This window comes from Paenibacillus sp. E194 (assembly GCF_000935845.1).
Taxonomy (GTDB): domain Bacteria; phylum Bacillota; class Bacilli; order Paenibacillales; family Paenibacillaceae; genus Paenibacillus_B; species Paenibacillus_B alvei_B.
In genome coordinates, this window is record NZ_JMDX01000235.1 from 1 (window position 1) to 8,521 (window position 8,521).

The 8,521-nt window shown below is 54.4% G+C and carries 1 protein-coding gene; it reads right to left on the minus strand.

The window, feature by feature from the left end; translation table 11 throughout:
• The coding region (locus AZ66_RS23505) for an amino acid adenylation domain-containing protein (protein ID WP_044357079.1) at positions 1-8,521 on the minus strand (8,521 nt) is incomplete at both ends.

Here is an 8,521-nt window from a genome sequence, read left to right on the forward strand (position 1 = left end):
TTTGGTGTTCTCCGAACACGATCGCCGCCTGTTCCGGCGTCCTCCGCACCTGCTCCACAAACAACTCATGGATGGTTTTCGCTTGTGGATAATCGGCTTCCGCAGCATTAAATCCGTGCAGCAGAAGCTGGCGTTCCTGCTCCGGCAGTATGCAGATTTCACCTATCCGCTGCTCCGGCTGCTCCGCTACGGCCTTCAGCAAACATGTAAAGTGTGCTGCCATACGTTCCATCGTGTCTTTGCGGAACAAGGATGTCCGGTATTGAAGATTGAACGCAAGCTCCCGTTCTGTTTCCGTTGCATTTAGTGTCAGGTCAAATTTCGCTGATACATGTTCCCTACTATACAATGCAAGTTCCGACCCGCTGAGTCGAATTTCCACGTGATCCGTATTTTGCATGACAAACATCGTATCAAACAGCGGATTTCGACTTAAATCTTTTTGCACATCCAGTTTTTCTACCAGATCTTCGAACGGATAATCTTGATTCTCAAGTGCTTTGAGCGTCTCTTCTTTTATGTCGTACAAAAATTCCATAAACGATTTGTCCGCTGCCGGATAATTCCGCAGAGCCAAGGTACCGACGAACATCCCGATCAAGTTGTCCAAGTCTGCATGCGGTCTACCCGCGATCGGTGTGCCGACGACGATATCCTCTTGTCCCGTATACTTGGATAGCAGCGCCGTATACGCCGCTAACAGTACCATGTACATCGTCGCTCCCGTCTCTGACGCGATCCGCTGCAGTCCTTCGGTAACATCGCGACTGATCTCGAAGGTTACCATGTCCCCCACAAAGCTTTGTACCGCTGGGCGCGCATAGTCCGTCGGCAGCTCCAGTACCGGGATCTCCCCTGCAAATGTCTCCAACCAGAACGCTTCCTGCTCCTTCATCTTCTCGCTTTGCGCCAGCTTCTGCTGCCAGACTGCATAGTCCTTGTACTGGATCCGCAGCTTCGGCAAGCTGTCTCCCTCATACAAACGCGCAAACTCCTGCACCAGCACATTCATGGATACCCCATCCGAAATAATGTGGTGCATATCGAACAGCAGCAGATGTCGCTCGCGGGATAATTCGATAAGACCTACGCGCAGCAGCGGCCCCTGTTCCAGATCGAACGGACGCACGAATGCGCTCACTCGCTGAGCGATCGCCTCCTCTTCCGGCAAGTCGCTCTCGTCCGTCAGACGCTCCACTTCTATCGCAAACGGAAGCTGCTCATGCACGCGCTGCACCGGTTCTCCGTCCACCATGGCAAACGATGTCCGCAGCGATTCATGCCGGGCAATCAATCCGCAGAATGCCTGCTCCAGCCGGTTCGCATCGAGCACTCCTTCTATCGTGTATGCCCCTGGCATGTTATAGCCCAATGCTGCTCCTTCCAACTGGTTCAGGATGTACATCCGCTTTTGCGCCGAGGACAGCGGGTAATACGCTCTTGCCTCTACGGGCTCGATCGCTGCATACAACTGCTGCTCCATGCCAGCAATCTCCTGCGCCATTTGTTCCAGCGTTGGGAACTGGAAGACGAACCGCAGCGGCACATTCACGCTCAGTTCCTTATGCATCTGCGCCACCAGCGTCGTCGCTTTCAGCGAATGGCCTCCCAAGTCGAAGAAATTATCCTTCGCCCCGACTCGATCGAGGCCCAGCACCCGCTGCCATACCTCCGCCAACTGTGCTTCCTGCTCGGTTCGCGGCGCCACATACTCTATGCCCGTTACCGCGTGTCCCTCCGGCGACGGCAGCGCCTGACGGTCGATCTTTCCGTTCGACGTCAGCGGCATCCGCTCCAGCTCCACGAAGAATGACGGAATCATATAGCTCGGCAAGTGCTGCCCCAAGTAACGGCGCAGCTCCGCTACATCCAGCTCTCCGTGTTCTCCGTACACGACCACATAGGCGCACAAATGCGGGTCTCCGGTGGAACTCTTGCGAGCCAGCACGATCGTTTCCTTTACCTGCTCGTGCCTCAGCAGCTGCGTCTCGATTTCCCCGAGTTCGATCCGATAACCGCGGATTTTCACCTGATGATCGATACGGCCCAAATATTCCAGGTTCCCATCCGGCAGCCACCGCGCCAAATCCCCAGTTCGGTATACGCGCTCGCCCGTAATAAATGGATTCGCCACGAACCGCTCGGCGGTCAGCTCTGGACGGTTCAGATACCCTCTCGCTATACCGGCTCCGCCCACATACAGCTCGCCTGGGATGCCGATCGGCACCGGTTGCCGCGCCGCATCCAGCACATACGCCGTTAACGTCGGAATCGGGGACCCGATGTTGCTCTTGCTTAGCCCGATATCGTCCGCCGTCAATTCTTTGTATGTGACGTGTACCGTCGTTTCCGTAATGCCGTACATATTGATTAACTGCGTCTCCGGATATTTCTCGCGGAACCGCTTCAACTGCAATGGCTCCAGCGCTTCTCCTCCGAAGATCACTTTTCTGACGCTGAGCCGCTTGTCCGCGCATCGCAATTCTGCGTCTGCCAGATGATAGAAGGCAGTCGGCGTCTGATTCACGATCGTGACCTGTTCCTGCTTCAATACTTGCAAATAGGCAGCCGGATCCTGCGCCGTCTGCTTCGGGATGATGACCAGTTTGCCTCCATACAGCAGCGCCCCGTACATCTCCCATACGGAGAAGTCGAAGCAGTACGAATGGAACAGCGTCCATACATCCGTGTCCCCGAAGTCAAACCGTGACCGATCCGTGAACAGCAGCCGCACAACCTGACGGTGCTCGATCAATACTCCTTTTGGCTTTCCGGTCGTCCCCGACGTATAAATGACGTACGCTAAATGGTCTGCCCGAGCCTTTCGCTCTTCATTGCCATACCATGAGCTTGTAGCTGCTGTGCACGAGTCCGCTTTCGACGCTGGCTCCTTCTCCACCTTAGCCGGATTGGCCGTGTACAGCTCATCTACTAGCTCGTCTTCCACATAAAGTATCTTTCCTGCGAACATTCCGGTGAGCTCGGTCAGCTTCTTCTGCGTCACGAGCAGAGTCGTCCCGGAATCCTCCAGCATGTATCGAATCCGCTCCTCCGGATAATCCGGGTCGAGCGGCACATACGCGCCTCCAGCTTTCAAGATCCCAATAATGCCAATCAACATGTCTAGGGAGCGCTCCGTCAGCAGACCAACAAGATCGTCCGGCTGCACGCCCTGCTGCCTCAGTACCCGCGCCATACGATCCGCCCGTTCGTTCAGCTCCCGGTACGTCAATCGCTCTTCCCCAAACACCACAGCCACCCGTTCCGGTGTCTTCTCCACCTGCTCTTCAAACAGCCCATGAATCGTCTTCGCTTCTGGATAAGCGGCTTTGGTATCGTTGAATCCGTATATCAAACACTGGCGCTCCGGCTCCGGCAAAATGGAGAGCTCACTTAGCAGCTGCTCCGGCTGATCCGCGACACTCTGCAGCAAACAGGTGAAGTGGTTCGCCATCCGTTCCATCGTTTCTTTGCGGAACAACGCCGTCCGATATTGCAGCGTAAACGTAAGGCTGCCATCGTTATCCGTTTCAAAAGCATGCAGAGTCAGATCAAACTTGGCCGCCGTAGGCCCCGTCCCGTAAGGGGCAAATTCCAGCCCCCCGAGCCGGACTTCCGTCGACCCCGTATTGTGCATGGCGAACATCGCGTCAAATAGCGGATTGCGGCTTAAATCCTTGCGTACATCCAGCTTCTCGACCAGTTCCTCGAACGGATAGTCTTGGTTCTCGAACGCTTTCAGCGCGCGCTCCTTCACATCGCTCACGAACTCCGTGAACGTCCGCTCCCCCTCTGGGTAGTTCCGCATCGCCAGCGTACCGACGAACATTCCGATCAGTGACTCCAGATCCGCATGCGGCCGTCCCGCAATCGGCGTGCCGACGACGATATCTTCCTGTCTCGTATACTTGGACAGCAGTGCCGTATACGCCGCCAGCAGCACCATGTACATCGTCGCTCCGGTCTCTGCAGCAATTCGCTGCAAGCTTGCAGTCACCTCTGAACTAACATCAAAGGTAATATCGTCCCCTTCGAAGCTTTGCACAGCCGGACGTACATAATCGAACGGCATGTCCAGTACCGGTATGTCCCCCGCAAACGTCTCCAGCCAGAACGCTTCCTGCTTCCGCATCGACTCGCTGTGGATCAGCGACTGCTGCCATTCCGCATAATCTTTGTACTGAATCCGCAGCTCCGGCAAACTATCTCCTTCATACAAACGCGCAAATTCCTGAACAAGCACGTTCATCGAAACCCCGTCGGAAATAATATGATGCATATCGAACAGGAGCAGATGACGGTTCTCTTCCACTTCCATCAGTCCTACCCGCAGTAGAGGTGGCTTCTCTAGATTAAATGAACGTATGAACGCCTTCGCCCGCTGCGAAATGTATGCTTCCTTCGCTTCCGTTTGACGTACTTGCTCCGGCAAGCTCTCAAACCCCAAGACGAACGTAACCTGCTCATGTATGCGCTGTACCGGCTTACCACCCACCATTTCAAACGAGGTACGCAGCGATTCATGACGCGCAATCAACTCAGCAAACGCTTGCTCTACCCGGTTCACATCCAATGGCCCTTCTACCGTATATACTCCCGGCATATTGTAACTAAGTTCTGCTCCCTCCAATTGATGGAGGATATACAAACGCTTCTGCGCCGAGGATACCGGGTAATACTCTTGGGCCGCCGCCGGCTTGATCGACGCGTACAGCTGCATCTCCATTCCTGCAATCACCTTCGCCAGTTCCTCCAGCGTCGGCGCCTGGAATACGGTACGCAACGGTACGCTCACGTTCAGCTCCTTGTGCATCTGTGCCACGAGCGTCACCGCTTTCAGCGAGTGGCCCCCTAGATCGAAGAAGTTGTCTCTTACCCCGATCCGATCCGCACCAAGCACCCGCTGCCACACCTCTGTCAACTTTGTTTCCAACGCCGTCCGCGGCGCTACATACTCCACGCCTGTATCAATGGCACCTTCCGGCGACGGAAGCACGCGGCGATTAAGTTTCCCGTTAGGCGTAAGCGGCATTTCATTCAACGGTGCAAAGAAGGACGGGATCATGTAGCTTGGCAAGCTTGATGCTAAATAGGTTCGAATCTCGCTGGCAGTATAATGGATGTCAGATACGTAATAAGCGCATAGCGAAGGCTCGGCTGATTCGCCCCATGCAATGACCGCCGCTGCAGTGATCCCCTGAAGCTGCAGCAGATGGCTTTCGATTTCGCCAGGTTCAATTCGGTAGCCCCTAATTTTTACTTGTTCATCGCTTCGCCCGAACAGTTGGATCGTCCCATCGGACAAATAGCGTCCGATATCTCCGGTTCGGTACAATACGCTCTCTGACCACTTTGTCCTGACAAACTTCTGCTCGGTTAATTCCGGCCGGTGTAAATAGCCTTCCGCCAGACCGGCTCCGCCTATTACGATTTCGCCGGCAATGCCTATCGGCAGCAGGCGCATTTGCTTATCGACGACATACACTTCGGTATTAGCAATTGGCCGGCCGATGATCGGCTGATGCTTGTAGGCTTCCCATTGAGATTCATCAATCAACTGAGCAATACAGCCGATCGTCGCTTCCGTCGGACCGTAATGGTTCATGAATTGCGCATGTTCATTTTGCTGGCGATAGCGCTCTACGTCTTCGACCTTGATCGCTTCGCCCCCGAGAACAATCCAACGTAGTGATTCGCCTTCGATAACATTCCGATCAAGCTCGCTACCAACGAGCACATGGAACAAGGATGGGGTCAGTTTCAAGTACGTGATGTCTTGTTCCCTGATATACGACCACAATTGCTTTGGATTGACATATTGTTCCTTGTCCATCAAATGCAGTTCTCCCCCACTTATCAGGGAAGAAAACACGCCCGTATATCCCAAATCAAACGTATACGAAGAAACAAGTACCGTCTTGTCTTCGGCACTCAATCCGATACGATCCGCAAACCAGCTTGCGTAATTGACGAGGCTGCGGTGCTTAATCGGTACTCCCTTCGGTTTTCCTGTCGTACCGGAAGTATAGATGACATATACAAGATCCTCGGACGTGCTGACGGAAAACAGCGGAGTATCCGCCACACTAATCGTATTCACCGTCTCTGCCCATTCATCATCGATATACACGACATCGCACGGACGTTGGATCGAGATTCCGCAACTGTGATGGGTAACAATCAGTTTGACTCCGCTGTCCGCGAGCATATGCTCCCGTCTTTCGTTCTGCTGCTCCGGATCAAGCGGCAAGTATGCGCCGCCCGCCTTCAAAATGCCGAGCATGCCCGTAATCATCTCCAACGAAGGCTCAGCAAGCAGTCCGACTATTTGATTCGCCGTTACCCCCTTCGTCCGCAGTACGCTCGCCAAACAATTGGCGCGCTCATTCAGTTCCCGATACGTCAACCGCTTCTCTCCGAATACGACCGCTGTTCGCTCCGGTGATTTACCCGCCTGCTCTTCGATCAGCTCGTGAATCGTTTTCTCCTTCGGATAGCCACGCTGGGTGTCATTAAATTCAACCAAAAGCTGCTGGCGCTCACCGTCCCGGAACATCTCGATTTCATCAAGGCGTACTTCTGGGTCTGCAGCGACTTCCTGCAGCAGTTGAGCAAAATGGTCGGCCATGCGCTCCATCGTGTCTTTGCGGAACAGGGCAGTGCAGAACTGCAGCATGCAGACAAGTCCAGCCTCCGATTCTCCAGCAAAAAAACTCACATCAAATTTTGAGGCAATGTGTCCGGTTCCTCGTGGAATGAATTGCAGCTCATGAATTCCAATCTCTGATTCCTCCGCACTTTGCATGACGAACATCGTATCAAACAACGGGCTACGGCTTAGATCCTTGCGCACATCCAGCTTTTCTATCAGCTCTTCAAACGGGTAGTCCTGATTCTCAAATGCCTGCAACGTACGTTCCTTCACGTCACGTACGAATGCCGTAAAAGTCTGCGAGCCATCTGGAAAGTTGCGCAGTGCCAATGTGCCGATAAAGACCCCAATGAGTGGCTCCAAGTCCGCATGCGGACGGCCGGCGATCGGCGTGCCTACCACAATGTCCTCTTGGCCCGTATACCTGGCCAACAATGTCGTATATGCAGCCAACAGCACCATATACATCGTAGCTCCCGTCTTCGCGGCAATCTGCTGCAAACCAACGGTTACCGCTGGAGCGATATCAAAATATATGGCATCCCCTTCAAAGCTTTTTACCGCCGAACGCGCATAGTCTGTTGGCAGTTCAAGCACTGGAATGTCACCCGCAAATGTGTTCAGCCAGAATGCTTCCTGATGCTGCATCGCTTCGCTTTGAGACAATTTCTGCTGCCACACCGCATAATCCTTATATTGAATCCGTAGTTCCGGCAGACTCTCCCCATCATACAAACGAGTAAACTCTTGTACCAATATATCCATCGACACGCCATCAGAAATAATATGATGCATGTCGAACAAGAGAACATGACGTCCTTCCGTCACTCCAATAAGTCCCACACGCATCAACGGCGCTTGTTCGAGATTGAACGGCCGCACGAATGCTTTCACCCGGCGGGCGATCTGTTCCTCTGCCATCGCTTCTGATAAGCTGTCCGACTCCGGCAGACGCTCCATTTCCAATGTAAATGGAACTCGTTCATACACGCGCTGTACCGGTTCTCCGGCAACTATCGCAAACGAAGTCCGCAGAGATTCATGCCGGACAATTAACTGGCGAAACGCTTGCTCCATACGCCCCACATCAAGTGATCCCTCTAGCATGTACGCTCCTGGCATGTTGTAGCTAAGCTCTGCGCCGCCCAATTGATTCAGAATGTACATCCGCTTCTGTGCCGAGGATAGCGGGTAATAGTCCCGTTTCTCCACCGACTCGATCGCAGCGTACAGCTGCTGCTCCATCCCGGCAACCGTCTGCGCCAATTCCTCCAGCGTCGAGGTTTGGAAGATCGTCCGCAGCGGCACATTCACGTTCAGTTCCTTGTGCATCTGCGCCACCAGCGTCGTCGCTTTCAAGGAATGGCCTCCCCGGTCGAAGAAATTGTCCTTCACCCCGACCCGTTCTACGCCAAGCACACGCTGCCACAGCTCGCATAGTCTCGCTTCCAGCTCCGTCCGCGGCGCCACATACTCCACACCGCTGACCGCTTGTCCTTCTGGCGACGGCAGTCCGCGCCGATCCAGCTTTCCGTTCGGCGTCAGCGGCAGCTCATCCAGCGGCACGAAGAACGATGGAATCATGTAGCCCGGCAGGTGCTGCCCCATACAGCGGCGCAGCTCCGCCGCGTCCAGTTCGCCTTCCGCTACTACGTAGGCGCATAAGTATGCGTCCCCCTGTCCATCCTCCCGGGCAACAACGACTCCTTCCTTCACCGACGACTGCTGCTGCAAGCAGGCTTCGATCTCGCCCAGTTCCATCCGGTAGCCGCGGATTTTCACCTGCTGATCGCGACGCCCTCCATACTCAAGGTTGCCGTCCGGCAGCCAGCGGCACGTATCCCCTGTCCGGTACATCATTTGGTCAGG